Source organism: Streptomyces mutabilis (genome assembly GCF_014649815.1).
GTDB lineage: Bacteria > Actinomycetota > Actinomycetes > Streptomycetales > Streptomycetaceae > Streptomyces > Streptomyces mutabilis.
In genome coordinates this window covers 170,797-193,990 of record NZ_BMTT01000009.1, presented here as the reverse complement: position 1 = coordinate 193,990, position 23,194 = coordinate 170,797, and the positions used below count along the sequence as shown (strand labels likewise).

At 68.9% G+C, this 23,194-nt stretch carries 24 protein-coding genes; 11 read left to right on the top strand and 13 right to left on the bottom strand.

Annotation, left to right across the window (positions count from 1 at the left end; translation table 11 throughout):
• Positions 1-4 precede the first annotated feature (4 nt).
• Both rpsR and rplI read left to right on the top strand, forming a co-directional pair.
• On the top strand, positions 5-241 hold the full coding sequence (rpsR, locus tag IE142_RS20165; RefSeq protein WP_003949403.1) for a 30S ribosomal protein S18: 237 nt from the start codon (positions 5-7) through the stop codon (positions 239-241).
• Positions 242-259: 18 nt separating this feature from the next.
• Positions 260-706: a 50S ribosomal protein L9 gene (gene rplI / locus IE142_RS20160; RefSeq protein ID WP_003975023.1), complete on the top strand. Its 447-nt coding sequence runs from the start codon at positions 260-262 to the stop codon at positions 704-706.
• 131 nt (positions 707-837) lie between these two features.
• On the opposite strand, the gene IE142_RS20155 is transcribed toward rplI, so the two are convergent.
• Complete coding sequence (locus IE142_RS20155; protein WP_191887036.1) at positions 838-2,175, bottom strand: MATE family efflux transporter; 1,338 nt, start codon at positions 2,173-2,175, stop codon at positions 838-840.
• 459 nt (positions 2,176-2,634) lie between these two features.
• On the opposite strand from IE142_RS20155, the gene dnaB reads away from it, so the two are divergent.
• Together dnaB and IE142_RS20145 are read left to right on the top strand one after the other, a co-directional pair.
• Positions 2,635-4,113, top strand: coding sequence for a replicative DNA helicase (gene dnaB, locus IE142_RS20150; RefSeq protein ID WP_107479440.1), 1,479 nt, complete (start codon positions 2,635-2,637; stop codon positions 4,111-4,113).
• Positions 4,114-4,412: 299 nt separating this feature from the next.
• A complete protein-coding gene (locus tag IE142_RS20145) occupies positions 4,413-5,798 on the top strand; it encodes a serine hydrolase domain-containing protein (protein ID WP_191887035.1) in 1,386 nt (461 codons plus the stop codon).
• Between the two features lie 64 nt (positions 5,799-5,862).
• On the opposite strand, the gene IE142_RS20140 is transcribed toward IE142_RS20145, so the two are convergent.
• Both IE142_RS20140 and IE142_RS20135 read right to left on the bottom strand, forming a co-directional pair.
• Positions 5,863-6,315 (bottom strand): GNAT family N-acetyltransferase, encoded by a 453-nt coding sequence (locus IE142_RS20140; protein ID WP_191887034.1) that lies wholly within the window; start codon positions 6,313-6,315, stop codon positions 5,863-5,865.
• A gap of 22 nt (positions 6,316-6,337) precedes the next feature.
• The gene (locus IE142_RS20135) at positions 6,338-6,802 is read right to left on the bottom strand and encodes a MarR family winged helix-turn-helix transcriptional regulator (RefSeq protein ID WP_100045400.1); all 465 of its coding nucleotides are present in this window, start codon (positions 6,800-6,802) and stop codon (positions 6,338-6,340) included.
• Between the two features lie 138 nt (positions 6,803-6,940).
• Between IE142_RS20135 and IE142_RS20130 the strand changes: the two genes are divergently transcribed.
• Both IE142_RS20130 and IE142_RS20125 read left to right on the top strand, forming a co-directional pair.
• Positions 6,941-8,152, top strand: a complete 1,212-nt coding sequence (locus IE142_RS20130; RefSeq protein ID WP_191887033.1) for an MFS transporter — start codon at positions 6,941-6,943, stop codon at positions 8,150-8,152.
• Between the two features lie 108 nt (positions 8,153-8,260).
• The gene (locus IE142_RS20125) at positions 8,261-8,680 is read left to right on the top strand and encodes a GlcG/HbpS family heme-binding protein (protein ID WP_191887032.1); all 420 of its coding nucleotides are present in this window, start codon (positions 8,261-8,263) and stop codon (positions 8,678-8,680) included.
• A 71-nt stretch (positions 8,681-8,751) separates the two neighbouring features.
• Here IE142_RS20125 and IE142_RS20120 read toward each other — a convergent pair whose 3' ends face one another.
• The 6 genes from IE142_RS20120 to IE142_RS20095 all read right to left on the bottom strand — a co-directional run bounded on the left by IE142_RS20120 (position 8,752) and on the right by IE142_RS20095 (position 13,437).
• Entirely contained in the window at positions 8,752-9,615 is an 864-nt protein-coding gene (locus IE142_RS20120) for a GNAT family N-acetyltransferase (protein WP_191887031.1), read from the bottom strand.
• A gap of 88 nt (positions 9,616-9,703) precedes the next feature.
• Entirely contained in the window at positions 9,704-10,186 is a 483-nt protein-coding gene (locus IE142_RS20115; protein WP_191887030.1) for an NUDIX domain-containing protein, read from the bottom strand.
• Between the two features lie 65 nt (positions 10,187-10,251).
• On the bottom strand, positions 10,252-11,157 hold the full coding sequence (locus tag IE142_RS20110; protein WP_191887029.1) for a LysR family transcriptional regulator: 906 nt from the start codon (positions 11,155-11,157) through the stop codon (positions 10,252-10,254).
• Between the two features lie 228 nt (positions 11,158-11,385).
• A complete protein-coding gene (locus tag IE142_RS20105; RefSeq protein ID WP_191887028.1) occupies positions 11,386-12,564 on the bottom strand; it encodes a cystathionine gamma-lyase in 1,179 nt (392 codons plus the stop codon).
• Complete coding sequence (locus tag IE142_RS20100; RefSeq protein ID WP_191887027.1) at positions 12,561-13,055, bottom strand: low molecular weight protein-tyrosine-phosphatase; 495 nt, start codon at positions 13,053-13,055, stop codon at positions 12,561-12,563. Before IE142_RS20100 ends, IE142_RS20105 begins: the two co-directional genes overlap by 4 nt.
• A 4-nt stretch (positions 13,056-13,059) precedes the next feature.
• Complete coding sequence (locus IE142_RS20095) at positions 13,060-13,437, bottom strand: phage holin family protein (protein WP_191887026.1); 378 nt, start codon at positions 13,435-13,437, stop codon at positions 13,060-13,062.
• Between the two features lie 59 nt (positions 13,438-13,496).
• On the opposite strand from IE142_RS20095, the gene IE142_RS20090 reads away from it, so the two are divergent.
• The 4 genes from IE142_RS20090 to IE142_RS20075 all read left to right on the top strand — a co-directional run bounded on the left by IE142_RS20090 (position 13,497) and on the right by IE142_RS20075 (position 15,768).
• Positions 13,497-13,814: a cupin domain-containing protein gene (locus tag IE142_RS20090; protein ID WP_043382483.1), complete on the top strand. Its 318-nt coding sequence runs from the start codon at positions 13,497-13,499 to the stop codon at positions 13,812-13,814.
• Between the two features lie 175 nt (positions 13,815-13,989).
• A complete protein-coding gene (locus IE142_RS20085) occupies positions 13,990-14,202 on the top strand; it encodes a DUF5326 family protein (RefSeq protein WP_191887025.1) in 213 nt (70 codons plus the stop codon).
• A gap of 295 nt (positions 14,203-14,497) precedes the next feature.
• Positions 14,498-15,232 (top strand): IclR family transcriptional regulator, encoded by a 735-nt coding sequence (locus IE142_RS20080; RefSeq protein WP_306432581.1) that lies wholly within the window; start codon positions 14,498-14,500, stop codon positions 15,230-15,232.
• Positions 15,233-15,330: 98 nt separating this feature from the next.
• Positions 15,331-15,768, top strand: a complete 438-nt coding sequence (locus tag IE142_RS20075; protein ID WP_043382478.1) for an SsgA family sporulation/cell division regulator — start codon at positions 15,331-15,333, stop codon at positions 15,766-15,768.
• A 63-nt stretch (positions 15,769-15,831) separates the two neighbouring features.
• Here the strand turns inward: IE142_RS20075 and IE142_RS20070 are convergent, their stop codons facing one another.
• The gene (locus IE142_RS20070) at positions 15,832-17,376 is read right to left on the bottom strand and encodes a YibE/F family protein (protein ID WP_191887024.1); all 1,545 of its coding nucleotides are present in this window, start codon (positions 17,374-17,376) and stop codon (positions 15,832-15,834) included.
• 253 nt (positions 17,377-17,629) lie between these two features.
• Here IE142_RS20070 and thiC point away from each other — a divergent pair, with 253 nt between their 5' ends.
• Positions 17,630-19,441, top strand: coding sequence for a phosphomethylpyrimidine synthase ThiC (gene thiC / locus IE142_RS20065; RefSeq protein WP_229830704.1), 1,812 nt, complete (start codon positions 17,630-17,632; stop codon positions 19,439-19,441).
• 61 nt (positions 19,442-19,502) lie between these two features.
• Here thiC and IE142_RS20060 read toward each other — a convergent pair whose 3' ends face one another.
• From IE142_RS20060 to IE142_RS20050, 3 genes are all read right to left on the bottom strand, one after another.
• Positions 19,503-20,369 (bottom strand): hypothetical protein, encoded by an 867-nt coding sequence (locus IE142_RS20060; protein WP_191887023.1) that lies wholly within the window; start codon positions 20,367-20,369, stop codon positions 19,503-19,505.
• Between the two features lie 182 nt (positions 20,370-20,551).
• Entirely contained in the window at positions 20,552-21,658 is a 1,107-nt protein-coding gene (locus IE142_RS20055; protein ID WP_268252969.1) for a metallophosphoesterase family protein, read from the bottom strand.
• A 202-nt stretch (positions 21,659-21,860) separates the two neighbouring features.
• Positions 21,861-22,973, bottom strand: coding sequence for a LacI family DNA-binding transcriptional regulator (locus IE142_RS20050; protein ID WP_191887021.1), 1,113 nt, complete (start codon positions 22,971-22,973; stop codon positions 21,861-21,863).
• Positions 22,974-23,194: the final 221 nt, after the last annotated feature.

Sequence of the window (23,194 nt, the reverse complement as noted above, 5' to 3'; positions counted from 1 at the left end):
CATCATGGCTAAGCCGCCTGTGCGCAAGCCGAAGAAGAAGGTCTGCGCGTTCTGCAAGGACAAGGTCACGTACGTGGACTACAAGGACACGAACATGCTGCGGAAGTTCATTTCCGACCGCGGCAAGATCCGTGCCCGCCGCGTGACCGGCAACTGCACCCAGCACCAGCGTGACGTCGCCACGGCTGTGAAGAACAGCCGTGAGATGGCGCTGCTGCCCTACACCTCCACCGCGCGATAAGGGAAGGGTGACCGACTCATGAAGATCATCCTCACCCACGAGGTCTCCGGCCTCGGTGCCGCGGGCGACGTCGTCGACGTCAAGGACGGTTACGCTCGCAACTACCTGATCCCGCGGAAGTTCGCTATCCGCTGGACCAAGGGTGGCGAGAAGGACGTCGAGCAGATCCGTCGTGCTCGCAAGATCCACGAGATCCAGACCATCGAGCAGGCCAACCAGGTGAAGGCCCAGCTCGAGGGTGTGAAGGTCCGTCTGGCCGTCCGCTCCGGCGACGCCGGTCGTCTCTTCGGTTCCGTCACGCCGGCCGATGTCGCTTCGGCGATCAAGGCCGCCGGTGGCCCCGAGGTCGACAAGCGCCGCATCGAGCTGGGCTCGCCGATCAAGACCCTGGGCGCTCACGAGACGTCCGTGCGTCTGCACCCCGAGGTTGACGCCAAGGTCAGCATCGAGGTTGTCGCTGCCTGAGCTCTGCTCTCGCTTAAGCGATGAGATGGGGCCGCATCTCCCGAGGGGGAACGCGGCCCCATCTTTGCTCGCTCATCCTTCACCTGAGGCATCATGTTTCACGTGAAACTGCGATGCTTCGCGCGGGACACTCAGCGCGCCGCGCCTGTGACGACCCACCGCCCCGATCGGGTGCGCAGCCACAGCGTCACCAGTCGCATTGCCATCATCAGCGTCATGGCCGCCCACAGTGCGGTGAGTCCACCGCCGAACGTCGGGACGAGCAGGGCCGCCGGGGTGAAGACAGCCAAGGTGAGCAGCATGGCCCACGCGAGGTAAGGGCCGTCACCGGCACCCATCAGAACGCCGTCCAGGACGTAGACCACTCCGCAGACCGGCTGCGAGACAGCCACGATCACCAACGCGGGGAGGGCGGCGTTCTTGACCGCGGAGTCACCGGTGAACAGGGGCAGGAACGCCGGGCGCGACAGCACCACGAGCAGGCCGAGGACGATTCCGACCGCGACGCCCCACTCCACCATTCTGCGGCAGGCGAAGCGGGCACCCTGGGCGTCACCGGCTCCCAAGTAGCGTCCGATAATGGCCTGCCCGGCGATGGCGATGGCGTCGAGGGCGAAGGCGAGCAGGCTCCACAGGGACAGGATGATTTGGTGGGCCGCGATGTCGGCGTCGCCGAGGCGCGCCGCCACGGCAGTGGCGATCATCAGAATGGCCCGCAGTGAGAGCGTACGCACGAGCAGCGGGACGCCTGCCTGGGCCGAGGCTCTGATGCCGGCGACGTCGGGCCGCAGGGAGGCACCGTGCCGGTGTGCTCCACGGATCACCACCCAGAGGTACACCGCTGCCATGCCGCATTGGGCGATGACGGTGCCCCAGGCGGAGCCGGCGATGCCGAGACCGGCGCCGTAGACGAGAACGACGTTGAGGACGGCGTTGGCGACGAAGCCGGACACGGCCACGTAGAGCGGCGTCCGGGTGTTCTGCAGACCTCGTAGGACACCGGTCGCGGCCAGCACGACGAGCATGGCGGGGATGCCGAGAGCGGAGATCCTCAGATATGTGATGGCGTAGGGGGCCGCGGTGTCGGAGGCGCCGAAGAGTTCCACGAGGGAGGGTGCGGTCGGCAGGACGACGGCGATGACCGCGGCGCCCAGCAGCAGCGCCAGCCAGATGCCGTCCATGCCTTGGCGGATCGCGGATTGCAGGTCACCGGCGCCGACGCGGCGGGACACGGCCGCCGTGGTGGCGTAGGCGAGGAAGACGAAGACGCTGACGGCGGTGGTCAGCAGTGCGGAGGCGATGCCGAGTCCGGCGAGTTGTGCGGTGCCGAGGTGTCCGACGATCGCACTGTCGGCCATGACGAAGAGGGGCTCGGCGACGAGCGCGCCAAAGGCCGGGACGGCCAGCGCGATGATCTCTCGGTCGTGCCGGCGCCGGACGGCCCGGGAGCGCTCGGAAGCCTGTGTCATGAGCACCAATCTAATCGTCCACAGGTAAGAGATGCAAAGCTTTTGGGACCCTTACCTATCGTCTCGTCGTGCGCAGTTCCGAGCGCGGTTCGGTGCGATCTTGATCTGACTGGGGAAGTTTTTCTTCTGCACAGGGCGTGGACGGTAAAGATGCAGGTCAGTGAGGCTTATTGGGGTGGGAAGAGGGCTTGTTCACAGGGCTGTCCACTGGGTCGTGCACAGGTTTCGGGGAGTTCTCCACAGCATCTGGCCCGTCGTCCACATGGCCTGTGGATAACCAGATTGGCTGACGCTGCCGACGGGCCTACGGTTGTCCGGCGCCTGCTCCGTCCGTCGGCTTGTGAACCAACACAAAACCGACGCGTCTGAACCGGAGTTGGGCGTCTTATTTGTCAGTGTCGTGCCGTAGAAATGAGGGGCACGGCGAGGTCCGCTCGGCGGACGGGAGGAGGTGGCTCGGTGAGCATTTCCGAGCCCTTGGACGACCCGTGGGCCGACAGTGGTCCCAGTGATCGTCTGCCCGCTTCCCGCCGCCGCGGTGACGGTGGCCGCGGACGCGACGAGCAGCACGAGCGCGGTCCGGACAACGGAGCCTGGGACGGTGGCGGACCGTCGTTCGAGCGAGTGCCGCCGCAGGACCTGGACGCCGAGCAGTCCGTCCTCGGTGGCATGCTCCTGTCCAAGGACGCCATCGCCGACGTCGTCGAAATCCTCAAGGGCCACGACTTCTACAAGCCGGCTCACGAGACGGTCTACCAGGCGATTCTCGACGTCTATGCCAAGGGTGAGCCGGCCGACCCCATCACGATCGCGGCCGAACTCACCAAGCGCGGCGAGATCAACAAGGTCGGCGGCGCCTCCTACCTGCACACTCTCGTCCAGACCGTGCCGACGGCCGCGAACGCCGCCTACTACGCGGAGATCGTGCACGAGCGTGCCGTGCTGCGCCGCCTGGTGGAGGCCGGTACACGGATCACCCAGATGGGATACGCGGCCGACGACGACGTCGACGAGATCGTCAACCGTGCCCAGGCCGAGATCTACGCGGTCACCGAGCAGCGCACCAGCGAGGACTATCTGCCGCTCGGCGACATCATGGAGGGGGCGCTCGACGAGATCGAGGCGATCGGCTCGCGCAGCGGTGAGATGACCGGCGTACCGACGGGCTTCACCGACTTCGATTCCCTGACCAACGGCCTGCACCCGGGTCAGATGATCGTCATCGCCGCACGTCCCGCGATGGGTAAGTCCACGCTGGCGTTGGACTTCGCGCGGGCGGCATCGATCAAGAACAACCTGCCGAGCGTCATCTTCTCGCTCGAAATGGGGCGCAACGAAATCGCGATGCGTCTGCTGTCCGCCGAGGCCCGAGTCGCGCTCCACCACATGCGTTCCGGCACCATGACGGACGACGACTGGACCCGCCTGGCCCGTCGGATGCCCGACGTCTCGGCTGCCCCGCTCTACATCGACGACTCCCCTAACCTGTCGATGATGGAGATCCGCGCCAAGTGCCGTCGTCTCAAACAGCGCAACGACCTCAAGCTGGTCGTCATCGACTATCTCCAGCTGATGCAGTCCGGCGGATCCAAGCGTGCCGAGAGCCGTCAGCAGGAAGTGTCGGACATGTCCCGCAACCTCAAGCTCTTGGCCAAGGAGCTTGAGATCCCGGTCATCGCGCTCTCCCAGCTGAACCGTGGCCCCGAGCAGCGCACCGACAAGAAGCCGATGGTCTCGGACCTACGTGAGTCCGGTTCCATCGAGCAGGACGCCGACATGGTCATCCTGTTGCACCGTGAGGATGCCTACGAGAAGGAATCACCGCGCGCCGGCGAGGCCGACCTGATCGTGGCCAAGCACCGTAACGGTCCGACGGCAACGATCACCGTCGCCTTCCAGGGTCACTACTCGCGCTTCGTGGACATGGCACAGACCTGATTCTCGCGTGTGGGATCTCACATTCCGTGTCGGAATCTCACGGCCAATGTCGGATTGACGTCGGATTCGACACCGGCCGTGAGACCGCCCAGGTCAGAGGACCGGCGGTCCGAGTCGCCCGGCGCGGACCGTCGAGGAGACGACACGGGCGTGCGACTCCAGCGTCCGACACGTCGTGAGACTGTGGATGAAGCCGCAGGTCATGAAGGCGGCGTCCGACCCGAGCGGCGAGAACCTACATCGCGACGCGGGAGAAAAATCGGCTCGACGGAAGGGGTCCGGGGCGATGGACTGGGGGCATGACCACACCTCAGGAAGAACTGCTCCCCGCAACCCGCCGGGCTCTGCTGCACCGGATCGCCGTGGCCCAGACGAAGGGGCGGACGCCGTCGCTCGTGGCGGCGGTCGTCCGGGACGGTCGGCCCGTCTGGCACGGGGCGCGGACTTCGGTGGACGGGCTCGGGCCGGACGAGAACGTGCAGTACCGGATCGGCTCGATCACCAAGACGTTCACCGCCGTGCTCGTGCTTCGGCTGCGTGACGAGGGTGCGCTCGATCTCGGTGACCCACTGGAGAAGCACCTGCCGGGAACGGGGGCGGGGGAGGCGACGGTCGCCGAGTTGCTGGCGCACTCCGGTGGTCTGGCCGCCGAGTCGCCCGCGCCGTGGTGGGAGCGGACGCCGGGCTCGCTGCGGCCCGAGCTCGCCGATGTGCTGGGCAAGCAGCCGCTGCTTCACCCGGTGGGCCGTCGGCACCACTATTCGAACCCCGGATACACGCTGCTCGGCGCGCTGGTCGAGAAGGTGCGCGGTGCTTTGTGGGAGGAAGTGCTGCGGCAGGAGGTGCTGGAGCCGCTGGGCCTGAACCGAACATCCGGGCGCCCGCAGGCGCCGCACGCCGACGGCTGGGCGGTGCATCCATGGGCCGACGTGATGCTGGCGGAGCCTGCTGAGGATCTTGGGCGGATGGCCCCGGCCGGTCAGCTCTGGTCCACCACCGGCGACCTGGCCCGGTTCGCCGTCTTTCTGACGCAGGGGGACGACAGGGTGCTGAGCGCCGAGTCCGTGCGGGAGATGCGGATACCGGCGGCGCCGGTGGAGGCCGCGGATGTCGCGGACGGTTCGGCTTACGGCCTGGGAATGCAGATCCAGTACTGGGACGGGCGGCTGCTCGTGGGGCACTCCGGCTCACTGCCCGGATTCCTGGCCAACCTCACGATCAGTGTGGAGGACGACGTGGCCGCGGTGGTGCTGGCCAACTGCACGTCCGGGCCGCTGGTGGCAGGAGTCGGTGCCGATCTCGTTCGCATCGTCGCCGACGCGGAACCCAAGATCCCCGGACCGTGGCGCCCGCTGCCGGAGGCCGAGGCCTCAGTCCTGGAGTTGACAGGCCAGTGGTACTGGGGCACGCATGCCTTCGCCCTGCGGCTGACGCCCGACAAGGGGGTTTCGTTGGAGTCTCTTTCGGGCGTCGGCCGTCGCTCGCGTTTCCGGTCGAACGGCGATGGCACGTGGACCGGGCTGGAGGGCTATTACGCCGGGGAGCTGCTGCGAGCCGTGCGACGCCCGGACGGGACCGTGAGTCACCTGGACCTCGGGTCGTTCGTGTTCACACGGCAGCCGTATGACGAGGGTGCGCCTGTGCCGGGAGGAGTCGATCCGGAGGGGTGGCGCGGAATCGGCTAGGTCCCACGCCCACCCTCGCGACGTGGCCCTGTTCCACGTGAAACAGGGCCAGAGGCCGGACGCCTCAGAGCTGGAGCTTGAAACCCGTGTGCGAGGCCGAGAAGCCAAGCCGTTCGTAGAAGCGGTGTGCGTCGGTGCGGGTCTTGTCGGAGGTGAGTTGTACCAGTTGGCATCCCTGCCGCCGGGACTGGTCAACGGCCCACTCGATGAGCTGAGTGCCCAGGCCGCTACCGCGCTCGTCGGAGTGGATGCGTACGCCTTCGATGATCGACCGGGTGGCACCACGCCGGGACAGGCCGGGCACGATCGTCAGCTGGAGTGTGCCGACCACACGGCCGCCGCGGACGGCGACGACCAGGTGCTGGTTCGGATCGGCGCTGAGCCGTTCCAGGGCGGCCAGATAAGGGCGCAGGTCGTCGGGTGACTCGCGTTGGGCGCCCAGAGGGTCGTCGGCGAGCATCGCGACGACCGCGGGGAGGTCGTCCCCCGTGGTGGGCCGAATCTCAAGATCTGCCATAGCCGCACCCTACGCAGAGGGGTCAGGCGGGCACTGGTGTTTTGAGCGTCTCGACCACCCGGACCAGCGGAGCCAGATCGGGGTTCCTGGCAGCTTCGTCGAGCGCCTCGCGCAGGGCCGCGTCGTTGGTGGGTCGTGCCTCGTCCAGGAGTTTCAGGCCGGCTGCGGTGACGTTGGTGTAGATGCCACGGCGGTCGGTGGGGCACAGGTAGCGCTCGAGGAGCCCGCGGTCCTCGAGCCGGGTGACCAGGCGTGTGGTGGCGCTCTGGCTGAGGACGACCGCGTCCGCGACCTGCTTCATCTGCAGGTGCCCGCCGTCGCCGTCGTGCTGTCGGCTGAGTACGTCGAGCAGGGAGTACTCGCGCACGCTCAGATCGTGTCCGGCCTGCAGAGCGCGCTCGATGTGCGCCTCGATTCTCCCGTGCAGCAGAGAGAGGGCACACCAGCCCTGGGAGAGGGCGGTGAGGGCGGGGTCCGTCGCTGTCATGTGTTCCTCCGTCCCGGAGCGGCTGAGACCAGGGTAGACCAGAGCCGCAGTTGCCCGCGCTTGCAAGTAGCCCGCGTGTGCAATTATTGTGAACGCATGCAAAGCGCTCCTGCAATCTTGGGAAGGTAATCCCCCTCCATGCCTCTCGCGCTCCTGGCCCTCGCGATCGGGGCCTTCGGTATCGGAACCACCGAATTCGTGATCATGGGCTTGCTGCCCGAGGTCGCCAACGACTACGGGGTCTCCATCCCCACCGCCGGCTTCCTGGTGACCGGATACGCGCTCGGCGTGATGTTCGGCGCCCCGCTGATGACCATGCTCGGCACCAAGGTCCCGCGCAAGCGGATGCTGATGCTGCTGATGGGCCTGTTCATCGTCGGCAACCTGCTCTCCGCCCTCGCCCCCGCCTTCTCCGTCATGCTGACCGGCCGTGTCGTCGCCTCTCTCGCCCACGGAGCCTTCTTCGGCATCGGTTCGGTCGTCGCGGCCGACCTGGTCGCCCCGCACAAGAAGGCCGGCGCGATCGCGATGATGTTCACCGGACTGACCGTCGCCAACGTCGTCGGCGTGCCACTGGGCACGCTCGTCGGCCAGTCCGCCGGCTGGCGGGTGACCTTCGCCATCGTCGCCGCACTCGGTGTCGTCGGCCTGGCCGGTGTCGCCAAGCTGGTCCCCGACATGCCCAAGGCCGAGGGGGTGCGGCTGCGGCACGAACTGGCGGCGTTCAAGAACGCCCAGGTGCTGCTTGCCATGGCCATGACCGTCCTCGGCTTCGGCGGCGTCTTCGCGGCCATCACCTACATCGCGCCGATGATGACCCACGTCGCGGGCTTCGCCGACGGTTCGGTCACCTGGTTGCTGGTCCTCTTCGGCCTCGGCATGGTCGGCGGCAACCTCGTGGGCGGCAAGTTCGCCGACCGCGCCCTGATGCCCATGCTGTACGTCTCCCTGGGCGCTCTGGCCGTCGTGCTCGCCCTCTTCACACTCACCGCCCACGACAAGATCGGCTCGGCCGTGACCGTCTTCCTGATCGGCGCCCTTGGCTTTGCCACCGTCCCGCCGCTGCAGAAGCGTGTCCTGGACCACGCGCACGGCGCGCCGACGCTGGCATCGGCGGTGAACATCGGCGCGTTCAACCTCGGCAACGCGCTCTCCGCCTGGCTCGGGGGCGTGGTCATCGCCGCCGGCTTCGGCTACACCGCCCCGAACTGGGTCGGTGCCGTGCTTGCCGCCGCCGCCCTGATCCTCGCCTTCGTCTCGGCCGCCCTCGAACGGCGCGAGCCCGCTGACCGCGCGGTTGTCGCGAGCTCCGTACCGGCCGAGCACCGGACAGCCGCCGTACACCACTGAACGACCCTGACTACCGGGGCGCGGGGCCAGGGCGCCCCCGCACTCGCGGTCGCTCCCGCCGCAACACGATCAAGGCACGTACCCCTCGGCATCACCAAGGAGAAACCTGTGACCACCACCGCTACCGCCCCGTTGACCATCAAGGACGCCGAAGCCCTCGTGACCGTCGCCCAGCGCGCCGCCGAGACCGCCGGTACCACCGTCAGCGTCACCGTCCTCGACGCAGGCGGCCACCTCCTGGCCTTCCGGCGCGACGACCGGGCCGTGCTGATCTCCGGGGAGACCAGCACCCGCAAGGCCTACACGGCGCTCCAGCTGAACACACCCACCGCCGACCTCGTCGACGCCGTTCAGCCCGGAGGCCTTTTCCACACCCTGCCCACCGCGCTCGACCGGCCCTTGCTGTTCATCGCGGGCGGCGTGCCCGTGCACCGCGACGGCCGGGTGATCGGCGCGATCGGGGTCGGCGGCGGAGCGCCCGAGCAGGACCACGCTTTCGCCACGGCCGCCGTGGCGGACCTTGACTGACGACAGACGTCGGTCGCACGAGGCCGGTTCCCGGGGCGTTCCCGGGTACCGGCCTCGCCGCACCGATCGGGTCAGCCCGCCGCCACCGTCAGCGGAGCGAACCGCCGCTGCCAGATCCCGGGCAGCTCCGTGACGCCGTACGTCATGACCGCGTTGGTGGAGAGGGACGTCAGACCGTGCCCCTTCGCCCAGGCCAGCAGCTCCTCGTGCCGTACGTCGATGTCCGTGCGCAGCGGGCGGTCGGTGCGGGCGGCGAGGGAGGCGAGCAGCGCCTTGGCCGTCTCGGTGTCGCGGGCGATCAGAGGGCCCACGACGTGGGTGTCCATGTTGGGCCAGGCAGCGGCGTACCCGATGAGCCGTCCGTCCTCCTCGGCGACCCGGAGCTGATCGGCGAAGGCGGGCAACCGCGTGATGATGTGGGTACGGTCGGCGCCGAACACCTCCTCGTCGAGGCGGAGGATCGCGGTCAGATCCTCGGCCGTCGCCGCACGCGTGGCGATGGGCGTGAGCCCGTCGGCGACGAAACGCCCACGCACCATCTCCGCCCGGCCGGTGGACTTGAAGCCGAGCTCCTCGTAGAGAGGCCGTCCGTACGGGGTGGCGTGCAGGGTCAGTGGGGTGGGGCCCAGGGCGGTGACGACGTGGCGCATGAGCCGACGTCCGACGCCCTGGCGGGCGTGCCGCTGCGCGACCAGCACCATGCCGATGGCGGCGAGGGACGGGCGCCCGTGAGGTCCGTACTCGGTGACGGTGCAGGCACTGACGAGACCGCCGCCGGGATCGTCGATGCCGTACCCCTTCCCGGCTGTGAGGAGGAAACCCCACTTGTGCTCCTCACGAGGCCACCCCCGGTCCTCGGACAGGTCGGCGCAGGCGGTGAGATCGCGGAGCGTCAGACGGCGGATCGGCAGCGAGGCGAGGGAAGGTGTCGACACGCAGGTCAGGCTGTCCGACGACGGCCGTCGGCGTCCACCGCTTTGCGCGTAACATGCAAGCTTTTGGCCACCTCGTGCGGCGCCGGGATCAGCCGAGGTCGGGTGCGTGCATGGCACGCACGCCCTCGATGTTGCCGTCCAGATAGTGCCGGAGCGAGAGCGGTACGAGGTGGACGGAGGCGATCCCGACCCTGGTGAACGGCACCCGGACGATCTCGTACTCACCGGTGGGCTCGTCGACCTCGGGGCCGTGCCGCAGCGACGGGTCCATGGACTCCAGTCGGCAGACGAAGAAGTGCTGCACCTTCACACCGGTCGCACCACCGTCCTCGCCGATGTGCTCCACCGTGTCCACGAAGCACGGGACGACGTCGGTGATCTTGGCGCCGAGTTCCTCGTGCACCTCGCGGTGCAGGGCGTCCACGACGGTGGTGTCACCCGGCTCGACCCCACCTCCGGGAGTGACCCAGTAGGGATCGACACCGGGCTTGGTGCGCTTGATCAGAATCAGGTGGCCGCCGTCGAGGAGGACGGCGCGGGCGGTGCGCTTGACCACGGGGCGGACGGTCATGGGAGGAATGTGGCCCGGCTGGTTCCACGTGAAACATCGCGGCACCGACCGCCTGGACCGCCGGCTCAGCTCCAGTCGGCGGCCGCACGCAGCAGCCACTCATGGGCCCGGGTGATGTGTGGCATCGCGAGCGTGCCGGTACGCACCACCAGGAAGTACGTCCGCAGAGGCGGTACTGCGGGGTCGTGCAGGGCGACGACTGCACCGCGCTCCAGCGCCTCGGCGCACAGGTAGCGGGGCAGTACGGCGAGCCCGGCGCCCGCGACCGTACAAGCGAGCACCGCACGCAGGTCGGGAGCGACGACGGTGCCCGGGGCTGCCGGACGGGCGTCGAAGACGGTTGCCCAGTAGCGGGCGACGAAGGGCAGCGACTCGTGCACCTCGACCACGGGGACGTGTTCCAGATCGGGTGCGGCCGTGTGTCGGAGCTCATCGGGGCCGGTTCGTTCCGCCCACTGGGGCGCGGCGACCAGGACGTGCTCCTCGTCGCAGAGCGGAGTCGCCGTGAGCAGCGCCCCGCGCGGACGGGCCGTACCGATGGCCAGATCGTGATGCCCGGCGGCAAGCCCCTCCAGGGCCTCTTCGGCGTTCCCGAACGAGGCGCGCAGGGCGAAGCCCTGTCCGTCCTCGCCGGTGAGCTCGGTGAGTGCGGGCAGCGCCCGCTCGGCGGTGAACTCCGGGGGGCCGGCCAGATGCAGGGTGCGCAGCGAGGAGTCGTCGTCCAGCCCGATCTCGGCGATCTCGACCAGGGCATCGAGGTGCGGGGCGGCCTTGTGGGCGAGTTCGTCGCCGATGGTCGTCGGCGTCACGCCGCGGGCCTGTCGCAGGAAGAGAGGGCGCCCGAGCTGTCGCTCCAGGGTGCGGATCTGCGAGGTGACGGCCGGCTGGGACAGGCCGAGCAGGGCCGCCGCGCGCGTGAAGGAACCGGCCCGGTGCACGGTCACGAACGTGCGCAGCAAGGCCAGGTCCACGGAAGCCGTCCCCCTCTTCTGTTCTCCACCGGCCCTCCGGCCGCGCCCAACTATAAATATGTCGATAGGTCGCTGTCGCTACCGTGATTGGACACTGACACAGAGTCAACTAGCCTGAGTCGCGCGGTTCCTCGCGCGCGAGAACCGGAGGACGGTCCGAGCCACGAGGGGGGAGGCTCGGACCGTCCGTCGCGTTCGGCCGACCCGGCGAGGGGCGGCCGGCGGTGGTCAGCCGGCCGAATCCTCGAGCGCGCGCAGCAGGTCCGCCACGAGGTCCTCGGGGTCCTCAGCGCCGACCGAGAGCCGGACGAAGCCCTCCGGTACCGCGTCGCCGCCCCAGCGTCCGCGCCGCTCGGCCGTGGACCGCACCCCGCCGAAGCTCGTCGCACCCTCGACGAGCCGCAGGGCGTCGAGAAATCGATCGGCACGCGCGCGCGTGGGGAGCGTGAAGGAGACGACGCATCCATAGCACCGCATCTGCTGCGAGGCGATCTTGTGTGAGGGATCGTCGGGCAGCCCGGGGTAGCGCAGGCCGGTGATCTCCGGCCGGGCACGGAGCGCTTCGGCCACCTTGAGTGCGGTGGCGTTCTGCCGGTCCACGCGCAGTTGCAGGGTGGCGATCGAGCGGTGCGCGAGCCAGGCCTCCATGGGCCCGGGGATCGCGCCGACGATCTTGCGCCAGCGCCGTACGGCGGCCATCGCCTCGGCGTCCCGACCGGCCACGTAGCCCAGGAGGACGTCACCGTGCCCGGTGAGCTGCTTGGTGCCGCTGGCCACCGAGAAGTCGGCGCCCAGGTCCAGCGGACGCTGCCCGAGAGGTGTTGCGAGCGTGTTGTCGACGGCGACCAGGGCGCCGCGCGCGTGGGCCGCGTCGGCGAGCCGCCGGACGTCGCAGACGTCCAGCCCGGGGTTGGACGGTGTCTCGATCCACAGCAGTCCCGCCCCGTCCAGGACGTCCAGCTGGGCGTCCCCGCCGGTCGGCGCGGTGCGCACCTCGATGCCGTAGGCCTCCAGCTGGGCGCGCACCAGCGGCAGCGCCTGGTAGCCGTCGTCGGGCAGGACGGCCACGTCCCCGGCGCGCAGCTGTGAGAAGAGCACCGAGGAGATCGCGGCCATTCCCGAGGCGAACACGAGTGTCTCGACGTCGTCCTGCCCGGGTGCCTCCAGTTCGCCGATGGCGCGCTCGAGGTGGGTCCAGGTCGGGTTCTCGTCGCGTCCGTAGGTGTACGGGCCGGTCGGCTCCCCCGGCAGGTGGAAGTGGGCGGCGAACACGGGACCGGGCAGCGTCGGCTCGTGTTTGACGGGCTCCGGGAGGCCGGCACGCACCGCCCGTGTGCCGTCGCCGGAGCCGGGAACGGGCCGTGGTGTGCCTGCCCCGTCCCTGTTGTCGGTATCGGATTCGCTCATGCCGCCCGTCCTTCCACCTGCTCGCGTACTGCGGCGAGCAGTCCGTCGCTCGCCGCCTCCACCATCTCAAGGCACTCCTCGAAGCCGTCCACGCCCCCGTAGTAGGGGTCCGGTACGTCGAGGTCACCGCGGTCGGCGGCGGGGTCGTAGGAGCGCAGCAGCCGCACCTTGTCCGCATCCTGTTCCGTGGGCGCGAGGCGGCGCAGTGCCCGCAGGTGGCCGGCGTCCAGGGCGATGACGAGGTCGAGACGGGAGAACCAGGACGGCTGGAACTGCCGCGCCGTGTGGTCAAGGTCGTAGCCGTTCTGCGCCAGGACGGCCACCGTGCGCGGGTCGGCGTCCTCGCCCTCGTGCCAGCCGCCCGTGCCGGCGCTGTCGGCCTTGACCAGACCGTTCAGCCCGGCATCCGCCACCCGCGCTTGGAAGACGGCCTCGGCCATCGGGGACCGGCAGATGTTGCCCGTGCACACGAAGCAGACGCGGTAGGTCATGGCATCAGTCCTTGTCGGGCAGGAACGCATTGAGGGCCCAGGAGACGACCGAGATGATCAGGCCGCCCAGGACGGCGGTCCAGAACCCGTCGACGTGGAAGCTCAGGTCGAGCTTGTCGGCCAGCCACGACGTGAGCAACAGCATCAGCGCGTTGACCACCAGGGTGAACAGGCCGAGGGTCAGGATGAACAGCGGGAAGGTCAGCACCTGCACGATCGGCTTCACCAGCAGGTTGACCAGGCCGAACACCAAGGCGACGACGATCAGTGCGAGGGCCTTCTCGCCGGTGCTGCCCCCGGTCAGAGTGATCTTGTCGAGCAGCCACACGGCGACCGCGAGGGCGGCCGCGTTGGCGATCGTCTTGACTAGGAAATTCTTCATGTGTCTGATCGTGGCAGACAGGATCGGAAACGAACGGTGAGGCAGGGGCGGACGAGGCGATGAAGGCATTCCGGCTGGACGAACTGGAGGCGGAACGCGCCGCCAATGACGGTGCCTACCTGCAGTTCCTGCGTGAGCGGAACATGTCGGTCGGTCTCTACGCCCTCGACGCGGGCACGTCCGACCCGCAGCAGCCGCACGCGCAGGACGAGGTGTACTTCGTGGTGAGCGGCCGGGCCGCGATCACCGTGGGCATGGAGACCACCCAGGTCGCCCGCGGCAGCGTGGTCTACGTGCCGGCCGGGGTCGCCCACAAGTTCCATCACATCAGCGAGGACCTGCGGGTTCTGGTGGTGTTCTCTCCGCCCGAGAGCTGAGCCGCGCCTCAGGGTTCCCTAGGGGATCGGTCAGGGGGAGACAAGGGATGCGAGGGCCCTGTCAGGGCCCTCGCCGGCCCTAGCATCGGGTACAGGACATCCAGGAGATTCCCGTGGGCTTCCGGGCCGCCGAAGGACCCGGCACTCGACGGGCGGAGAGGTAAGGACGAGGGCGATGCGAGAGATCTTCACGGAACTGCCGTGGTGGGTGAAGTGGATCGCGGTGCCGGTCATCGCCCTGGTCGTGTTCGGCGGGCTGATCGCCAGCGTGCTCGGCTTCGTGATCGGACTGCTGTTCAAGCTGCTGGTCTTCGTCGCCTTGGTCGGCGGACTGATCTACGTCGTGCGCAAGTTCATGTCGAATTCAGCGTCCCGCAGCGACTGGTGAGGGCTGTGGGGCACGGGTGGCGGTAACAGGAATCTCGGGTTCCCTCGCGCGAGGGAAGTTTCCCGGACGGAACGTCGGCAAGCGGTGACCGACGGTTAGAGTCCGGAACTCGACGCGGGGGCGACCCCGCGAGCGGCGTACACCCCCACCCGTGTTCCCCGCACGGGGCGGCCCCCTCGCGTTCCGGGAGTGACCCTTGGCCACGGCCGACACCGCACTTGTTCCGCTGCACGCCTTGCCCGCGCAGCCCCACTCGACACCTCGGACGCCCCCCACGTCCCCCTCCGCGACGCTCATCGCGTCCGTACAGCGGGCGATGCGCCTTCTGGAGCGCGTCGCCGAGCACGAGTACGGAGCCCCCGCCAAGCAACTGGCCCGTGAGACCGGGCTGGCGCTGCCCACGGCTTACCACCTGCTGCGCACGCTGGTGCACGAGGGCTATCTGCGCCGTGAGAAGGGCTTGTTCTTCCTCGGCGAGGCCGCCGAGCGGCTGAGTAGCAGAGAGGCCCAGCAGAAACGTCGCAGCACGGTGGTCGACGCGTTGGCGCGCTGGCGCGACGCGATCGGTGTTCCCGTCTACTACGCCATGTACCGCGACGGAGAGATCGAGGTCATGTGCGTCTCCGACACCCCGGGCAATCCGGCCGTGGAGGAGTGGGCGGACTTCCGCGAGACCGCACACGCGCACGCCATCGGGCAGTGCCTGCTCTCGCAGCTGGACGAGGAAGCCCGCCGCGACCACCTGGACCGCTACCCGGTGCGGCCCGTGACGCCGTACACGGTGCGTGATGGCGATGCCCTGATGAAACGGCTGGAACGCATGCATCGTATGACGCCGGTGGTCGAACGCCAGGAGTACGCACTGGGCACGGTCTGTGCGGCGATCCCGATCACGGTCGGCACCACGGCCGCCACCATGGCCATTTCTCTGCCCCTCCACCAGGCCGACCGGCTGCTGCCCGCGGCACAGCGATTGCAGGACGAAGTAGGGCGGCTTTTGGGGTCACTGGCGATCTCTATCAGTATCTGAAAACTCACTCCTTGTGATCTGGTGTGTACGTTGAGCAAGATGCCACCAGTGTTAGAGGTTTGATTCCCGGACAGTCGACGGCGAATGACGGGTGTGCGATGGGCGAGTCCGTACAGGCAGAGGTCATGATGAGCTTTCTCGTGTCCGAGGAACTCTCGTTCCGCATCCCGGTGGAACTGCGCTATGAGACCTGTGATCCCTATGCCGTGCGACTGACCTTCCATCTGCCCGGAGACGCGCCGGTGACCTGGGCTTTCGGACGGGAGTTGCTGGTCGATGGAGTGGGTCGGCCGTGCGGTGACGGCGATGTGCGCATCGCTCCTGTCGACCCGGAGCCCCTGGCCGAGGTGCTGATCCGTCTCCAGGTGGGCAACGACCATGCGCTGTTCCGCTCGTCGGCGGCTCCTTTGGTGGCCTTCCTCGATCGGACCGACAAACTGGTGCCGCTGGGGCAGGAGGGGGCGCTCGCCGACTTCGACGCCCACCTCGACGAGGCTCTGGACCGCATCCTGGCGGAGGAACAGAGCGCAGGCTGAACCGTTACGGCAGGCACCTCTTCCGCGGTGCCGTAACGCTTCGCCGGGGCGGGCGTCGGTGGCTCAGTGCTTACGGCGTCGGCCCCGCCCACCGCGTACGGGCGTGGCGCTCGCACCCGGAGTCGCTCCGGCGGCCTGGGCCGCCGGGCGGTCGGTGGGCCGGTCGGCCGACACGACCAGGGCCGCGAGCGCGGTGGTGACCGGAACGGACGCCACCAGGCCGATCGAGCCGACCAGCGTGCGCACGATCTCCTCCGCGACCAACTCGCTGTTGGCGACCGTCCCCACCCCGCTCTGCGCGATGGAGAACAGCAACAGCAGCGGGAGGGCCGCGCCCGCGTAGGCGAGGACCAAGGTGTTGACGACCGAGGCGATGTGGTCGCGGCCGATCCGGATGCCGGCGCGGTACAGCCCGCGCCGGCCCAGCGTCGGGTTGGCCTCGTGCAGTTCCCAGACCGCCGACGTCTGGGTGACCGTCACATCGTCGAGGACACCGAGCGAACCGATGATGACTCCTGCGAGCAGCAGACCGCTCATGTCGATCGTCGGGTACAGGCCGTGGATGAGGCCGGTGTTGTCGTCCGTATTGCCGGTGAGGGCGGCCCAGCCGATGAACAGCGACCCGAGCACGCCGATCAGCACCAGGGAGATGAGCGTGCCCAGGACCGCCACGGACGTGCGGGCCGACAGACCGTGGCACAGGTAGAGGGCGATCAGCATGATGGCGCTCGACCCGACCACCGCCACGAGCAACGGGTTCGAGCCCTGCAGGATCGCGGGCAGGATGAAGAAGTTCAGCACCAGGAAGCTGATGGCCAGGGAGATAAGAGCCATGAGGCCCCGCAGCCGCCCGACCACCACGACGGCGAGGGCGAAGATGCCGGCGAGCAGGGCCATCGGGATCCGGCGGTTGATGTCGGTCACCGAGTACTGCAGATCCGTGGGCGCGGACGGTTCATAGGCGACCACGACCTTCTGGCCTTCATGCAGTTGCCGTGACTGGTCCGGCTGCACGATCTCGTCGAAGGTTCGGCCCTTGTCCTTGCCGCTGTCGACGCGGATCGTCGCGCGCTTGCAGTCGCCGTTCGCCTGCTGCACCGCGGACGAGCCCGCGGCCGTCGAGGTGTCGCCGGTCGGGGGTACGCCCGATGCGTTGACGGACTGACAGCTCAGCTCGACCACCTTGGTGACCGTGGCCTGCTGCGTCTGCCGGTCGAAGCCGACCCCCGTGCGCTCGTGCGGCGGTGCGCCGCCCGGCCACAGCACCGCGAGTCCGATCAGCACGGCGGCGGCGAACGGGATGAGAACCGCGGCGATGACCTTCCGAAGGTGCCGGGAGACGGGCGCCGCCGGACCGTGACTGTGCGCGTGGGAGTGGCCGTGTCCGCCGCCCGGACCGTGCCCGCCTTCCCCGCCGCCCGGACCGTGCCCCCCGCCGGCACCCTGTCCGCCTCCCGGTCCCTGCCCGCCCCCCGCGTCATGTCTGTCGCCGCCCGCGCCATGAGCGCCGGGTGAGGTCGGAGCGGCTTCGCGGCCGTCGCCGTGCTCGGTGCCCGGTCCGCGGCGGGGCTCGTGCGGCGGGAAGGGGGGATGCTGCGGTGTGGTCACCGACCGATCATCGCAAGAACAAGGGGGGCCCTCTGTTCACCGCGCCCGAATTGACGCTAGCGTGGAGGCACCTTTGTACACGCGGGAGCTCGGAGCACCGGGCTGAGAGGGCGCTGACCTCCGTCCCATCGATGTTTCACGGGAAACGTCACCGAAGCCGAGTGATGTTCCCCACGAAGCGTCGGCGGACGGAAACGGCTGCGTCGACCGCCGAACCTGTTACCGGGTAATGCCGGCGTAGGGAGTAGGTCTCATGACCATCAAGGACGCACGCACGCCTGCCTCCGCACAGAACTCCACCCAGGAGGAGACCGTGGAGGCCGGGAAGTCCATCGGCTGGCACAAGGCGTATGTCGAGGGCTCGCGCCCCGACCTGCGGGTGCCGGTCCGTCAGGTGCACCTCACCAACGGGCAGTCGGTCACGCTCTACGACACTTCGGGCCCTTACACCGATCCGCTCGTCGACACCGATGTCCGCAGGGGACTGCCGCCACTGCGGGAGAACTGGATCATCGCCCGCGGCGACACCGAGGAGTACGCGGGCCGTCCCGTGCGCCCCGAGGACGACGGAATCAAGCACACCTCGCCGCGTGGCGGTCTGCGCAACCTCGACGCCGTCTTCCCCGGCCGCCCGCGCCAGCCGCGCCGCGGACGGGACGGCGCCGCGGTCACGCAGCTCGCGTACGCGCGCCGGGGAGAGATCACACCGGAGATGGAGTACGTGGCCCTCCGGGAGAACGTGGCGCCGGAGGTGGTCCGCGAGGAGATCGCGGCGGGCCGTGCCGTGCTGCCCGCCAACGTCAACCATCCCGAGATCGAGCCGATGATCATCGGCAAGCGGTTCCTGGTGAAGGTCAACGCCAACATCGGCAATTCGGCGGTGACCTCCTCCATCGAGGAAGAAGTCGAGAAGATGACCTGGGCGACCCGGTGGGGCGCCGACACGGTCATGGACCTGTCCACCGGCCGCAACATCCACACCACGCGTGAGTGGGTGCTGCGCAACTCCCCCGTCCCCATCGGGACGGTGCCGCTCTACCAGGCCCTGGAGAAGGTCGACGGCCGGGCCGAGGAACTGACCTGGGAGATCTACAAGGACACGGTCATCGAGCAGGCCGAGCAGGGCGTGGACTACATGACGGTCCACGCCGGTGTGCGCCTGGCGTACGTACCGCTGACCGCCAACCGCAAGACCGGCATCGTCTCGCGCGGCGGGTCGATCATGGCGGCGTGGTGCCTGGCGCACCACAAGGAGTCGTTCCTGTATGAGAACTTCGAGGAACTCTGCGAGATTCTCGCCGCGTACGACGTCACCTACTCGCTCGGCGACGGCCTGCGGCCGGGTTCCATCGCGGACGCCAACGACCAGGCGCAGTTCGCGGAGTTGCGCACGCTCGGGGAACTCAACACGATCGCCAAGCGTCACAACGTACAGACCATGATCGAGGGCCCGGGCCACGTCCCGATGCACAAGATCAAGGAGAACATCGACCTTCAGCAGGAGATCTGCGATGAAGCTCCGTTCTATACGCTCGGCCCGCTGACGACCGACGTCGCGCCCGCCTACGACCACATCACCTCCGGCATCGGTGCCGCGATGATCGCCTGGTGGGGTACGGCCATGCTCTGCTACGTCACACCCAAGGAGCACCTGGGCCTGCCCAACCGTGACGACGTCAAGACCGGCGTCATCACCTACAAGATCGCCGCTCATGCCGCCGACCTCGCCAAGGGGCACCCAGGTGCACAGGAGTGGGACGACGCGCTGTCGGACGCCCGTTTCGAGTTCCGGTGGGAGGACCAGTTCAACCTGGCCCTCGACCCGGACACGGCGCGGGAGTTCCACGACGAGACACTGCCCGCCGAGCCTGCCAAGACAGCTCACTTCTGCTCGATGTGCGGACCGAAATTCTGCTCGATGAAGATCAGCCAGAGCATCACGGAGCGGTTCGGCGGTGCGGCCGCCGAGGGAGCGTCTCCCGAGGAGGTCGCCGAGGGGATGCTCCAGAAGTCGAGGGAGTTCGCGGCGAGCGGGAACAGGGTGTACCTGCCGATCGCAGACTGACGTCACCCGCCCCGGTGCCCCGTACCCCCGAAGGCAAGGGGGTACGGAGCCCGGGCGGTGACTACTCGGGCCGGTGCTCCGGGCCGCCGAAGTCCGGGCTGCTGTAGTCCGGGCTGGAGTAGCTCGGACGCGGGCCGGTGGCGGGGCCCTCTCCGGGGCTCGTGAACCCCGGGCGGCCGTAGCCGAGGTGCGGCATGCGGCTCGTGGGTGCCGTCGGTCCCGTGTGCAGCGCCGCGGTGCCCGGATCGGCGAGTGCCTCCCGCAGGAACGGCAGGATGCCCCGCTCGAGCAGGGCATCGAGCCAGGCATTCCTGGCCCGGACCACTGCATCGTCGAGTTCGCCGTGGAAGCCGGACTCGGCGAAGGGGCGGTTGCGCAGCGCGGTGAGCAGCAGGCCCACCGCGGCGACGAGGACCGCCACCGCGGTCACGGCGCCGAACACCCATCCGGTGGTGAGCATGGTCTGCGCGAAGGCCTGCCCCGGGTCGAGCATCTGCAGGAGGTAACCGACGAGCAGGAAGATCGCCGCGGCGGTGCCGGCCAGGACGGGCGCCAGGACGGCGACGACGGCCACGGCCCCCGCGCCGGTCGCCTCGGCGACCTCACCCATGGTGGCGGCGAGCCCTGCCGCGCCCGTGGTCTGCTCCTCGGAGCCGGACTCGCGCGTGGCCGGTGCCTGGGCGGACGGCGCCGGATGGCGCAGTTCCTCCCGGACCTTGACGTAGTGCTGGTACTCGGTCGTGGCCGCCGCGGTGATGAGGGCGGTGGCGTTGAGTGCCATGGTGCGCAGTTGTTCGGAGTTGAGCCGCTGTCCGACAGCGGCCAGCTCCGGGCGACGTGGTGCGGAGCGCAGCACCTCGTCGAGGACCCGCTCGTACTCCTGGCGGTCCTCGTTCGGCAGGTGCTGCGGAACGCTGTTCATGTGCATCCCCCGATGCTCCGTAGGGCTTGGGGCTCGCATGCCAACGAGCCGTCGGGCAGAAACGGAGGGGAGCCTGCTACGGATAAGCCGATGGTAGAGCGGTGACGGTGGGGGGTGACAGGGGATTTCCAGAAATTGGGTGTCGACCCGTACGGAAGCCGCCGCGGAAAAGACCGTCCGATGAACGGTCAGGCCTCCAGCGGAAGTTGCTGGACCAGCAGCTTTCCGGCCATGGTCACGCCGCCGTCCATCGCGATGGCCAGCCCGTCCGCGTAGATGTGAGGTCCTTCGACCGCGGTACGGGTGTCGTCCTCACCGTCCTCGGAGCCGACCTCGCCCAGCAGATAGGGGATAGGGCTGTGGCCGTGAACGATCCGGGTGCCACCGTACGTATCCAGCAGGGACCGCACGGCGTCGGCACCGCCCTCGTCGCGGAAGGAGAAGCGCTTGGTGAACTTGCGGAACAGGTCCCACACCTCTTCCGCGTCGTTGCGCGTGAGCGTCTCGCGGACGGTGTCGTTGACCTCCTCGATGGAGCGGCCGTAGTCCAGGTAAGTGGTGGCGTCCGAGTGGACCAGGAGATGGCCGTCGACCTCTTCCATGGCGTCGAGGCGGGCCATCCACTGCAGATGGTGGTCCTGGAGGCGGTCCATGTCGGTCTTCTGGCCGCCGTTCAGCAGCCAGGCGGCCTGGAAGGTGGCGGTGCCGGCGCCGGAGTTGACGGGCGTGTCACCGAATCGTTTGGCGCCCAGCAGCAGCAGCTCGTGGTTGCCCATGAGCGCCTTGCAGTAGCCGCCGGCCGCGGCGGCCTCGGCGGACAGTCGCATCACGAGGTCGATGACGCCGATGCCGTCGGGGCCGCGGTCCGTGAAATCGCCGAGGAACCAAAGCCGCGTGGTGCCGGCGCACCACTGGCCGGCGGCGTCGATGAGGCCCTTCTCCTGCAGGGCGGCCACCAGTTCGTCGAGGTAGCCGTGCACGTCGCCGACCACGAACAGCGGGCCCTGACCCGTGGCGGGCTGCGCCACCTGAACCGGCTCGGGGTCGACGGTCACCTGGACCGTGTCACCCCGACGGATGACGGGCAGATCCCGCTGGGTGGGTGTGTACCCCTCCGGCAGGACCTCCTCGTACCCCTCCTCGGAGGGTGGCGCGCCTTCGCTGGCCTGCGTCCCGGGGACGGCGTACGGAGCGGTCTCATGGACGTAAGCGGGCACCCGGAAGTCGCGCACCGTCGCCGTCCGCTGCACCTCGGGTCCCTGACCGGCCCCCTGAGTCATCGACCCCTCCACCATCGCGCCGCATCTGCACCGCTTCGGACTGCCTGGTCGCAGCGGCCCGCGGTGTGTGGGCCCATCATAGGAATGCGGATCGCGCTGTGTGATGACCCAGGGGTGGTGAATCAGAACAGGACTCCGGTTCACCGCGGCTTTCGCCCCGATTGGGCCCGGCTTCGCCCGTGTGCGACAGCGGCACGACCGCGCTCCGGACACGACCCTACTCGCGCTCGGGCGACCTCGGCGGGCTGACCGTGGTCCGGGGCGGGCGGCGCTGCGACGACGTGCGCACGATCAGCTCCGTCGGTATCACCTGCTCGACCGGCTGGTCCGACGCGAGCCCTTCGATGGCGTCGATCAGGACCTGGATCACCGCCGTACCGATACGTCGGGGCTTCAGCGACAGCGTGGTGATGGGCGGCTCGGTGCTGGCGTACACGGTGGACTCGCTGCAGCAGACCAGCAGCAGGTCCTCCGGGACGCGCAGTCCGTAGCGGCGGGCGGCGGCGAGCAGGTCGGTGCCGTTCGGGTCGAACAGGCCGTACACGGCGTCGGGTCGGTCGGGTCGGGCGAGCAGCCGGTCGGCGGCGACGGCCCCGGCGCACGGATCGTGTGCCGGGTAGGCCTCGTAGACGGGATCCTGACCGACGCGTTCGCACCAGCGCAGGTAGGCGGTGGTCGACAGGTGCGTGTACGTGTCGGTGGTGGTGCCGGTGAGCAGGCCGATCCGGCGGGCGCCGGCGTCGGCGAGGTGGTCGAGGATGCCGAGCACCGCGGCCTCGTGGTCGTTGTCGACCCAGGCGGTGACGGGGAGCGTGCCGGCCGGGCGGCCGTCGGAGACGACCGGTAAACCCTGGCGTACGAGTTCGCTGACGACCGGGTCGTGGTCGGAGGGATCGATGACGACCGTGCCGTCGAGCGCGACGTTGGACCACACGTCGTGACGGGAGGTCGCCGGGAGGATGACGAGTGCGTAGCCCCGGGCGAGCGCGGCGGATGTGGCGGCGCGAGCCATCTCGGCGAAGTACGCGAACTCGGTGAAGGTGAAAGGTTCATTTCCGTACGTCGTCACGGTCAGGCCGATGAGTCCGGACTTGCCGGTGCGCAGCGTGCGGGCGGCGGCCGAGGGCCGGTAGCCCAGTCGGTCCGCGACCTCGCGCACATGGCGCCGGGTGGCATCCGGGAGTCGGCCCTTGCCGTTGAGGGCGTCGGAGACGGTTGTGATGGATACTCCGGCGGCGGCGGCCACGTCCCTGATGCCCGCCCGGCCCGGCCGGCTGCCTCGACGTGAGGTTTCCGCGCGGCTCACCTGGTGCTTCCCTGCTGCTGTCATGGCGAGCCGATAGTAGGGCTCATGGGGCGGGGTAGGGCGGACGCATATGCACGCGTTGACAGTCACGTTTCTGCAAGATCATCGGGAGCTGACCGCCTTGGATTTCGCGCTGGTTGGCGACGCCGTCCCCAGTATCTGACGTGCCGACGACTGGAAGCCTGTCCTGTGGTCGATGTTGCGAAGAGGTCTCAACTCACCTGCACGAGGGATGCGCGCCACGG